The following is a 1335-nucleotide window of genomic DNA, read 5'->3' on the forward strand; positions in this document are numbered from 1 at the left end:
GTGTCTTCCATCATGATAGACCATCAGCCCGATCTTAATCAACTGCCAAACGAATTAAAGTCTGCTTTTCAAGAACTGAACGTCATGAAACATCTTCGACAAGCTGGGTTGCGCAAGCGATTTGGTTTCAGCTGTGCCCGACTGTTCCAACTCGTCTTTGTCCTGTTGTTTCATCAAAAGAACTGGTTTCGTCTGCTCGAGAGCAGCAAGGGAGAATCGTTTCCCGGCAAAGATGCGGTGTATCGCTTCCTCAATCATGCCGGCTTTGCCTGGCGTCGCTTTCTGACATCACTCAGTGTCGCCACGGTACGGAAGGTCAGCACTCTTACGTCTGTCGACCGGGACACCGTCTTCATCGTTGACGATTCGATGTTCGAACGCAATCGCAGCAAGGCTGTTGAGTTGCTCGCCCGATTCAAAGATCATGCCACCGGCGCTTATTACAAAGGATTTCGTATGCTCACCATGGGCTGGTCCGACGGGCATACCTTCTTGCCGCTCGACTTCGCGCTGCTCAGTTCAAGCAAGTCTGCCATCAACGGCATGAGCGAGAACATCGACAAACGATCGCACGGCTACAAGCGCCGTCAGGAATCGCTCCGATCGGCTCCGCAGGTCATTGCGTCCATGCTGGATCGCGCTTTGGCAGCAGGGGCGACCGCCTCCTACGTCTTGATGGACAGCTGGTTTACGCATGCGCCTCTCATTGGCGAAGTCATTGCCCGCGGGCTCGACGTGATCGGCATGGTCAAGAATGACAATAAGCGTTTCCTGGTTCAAGGCCGGAAGCTGTCGCTCAAAGAACTGTACGCGGCAGCGTTTCCTGTGGTGAGCAACAAGCGTGGCATTCTCCGCTGCATTCGAACCGAGCTTGCCCCAGACATTCCGGTTCGCGTGGTGTTCGTTCGTCATCGTACGAAGAAGAATGAATGGCTCGCTATTTTGACGACAGACCTTTCCCTTTCCGTAGAGGACGTGATCCGCATCTACGCGATTCGCTGGGACATTGAGGTCTTCTTCAAGTGCACCAAATCACTGCTTCGTTTGCAAAAAGAGTTTCAAGGCCGCTCCTATGATTTGCTGATCAGCCATACGACGCTTGTGTTTTCGCGCTACATCCTGCTGGCTTGGCAGCATCGGCAAAGCACCGATGCGCGCTCCTTCGGAGGCTTGTTTTATTTGCTATGCGACGAAGTCGGTACGCTCGATTGGGCGGTTGCCTTACAACAATTGCTCGATCTCATCAACGAAATTGCCACGAAGGCCGGCAAAAAGCTTTCGGCTCTGATACAGCGTCAACTCCAGCAATGGATTGCCGTTTTGCCCAGTTACATC

At 53.0% G+C, this 1335-nt stretch carries 1 protein-coding gene; it reads left to right on the forward strand.

Annotated features, from left to right (window positions below; all coding sequences use genetic code 11):
* Window positions 1-12: 12 nt before the first annotated feature.
* A partial coding sequence (locus PCH05_RS27055) for an IS4 family transposase (protein WP_127607823.1) occupies window positions 13-1335 on the forward strand: 1323 nt, incomplete at its 3' end.

This window comes from Paenibacillus chibensis, assembly GCF_004001045.1.
Lineage (GTDB): Bacteria > Bacillota > Bacilli > Paenibacillales > Paenibacillaceae > Paenibacillus_AQ > Paenibacillus_AQ chibensis.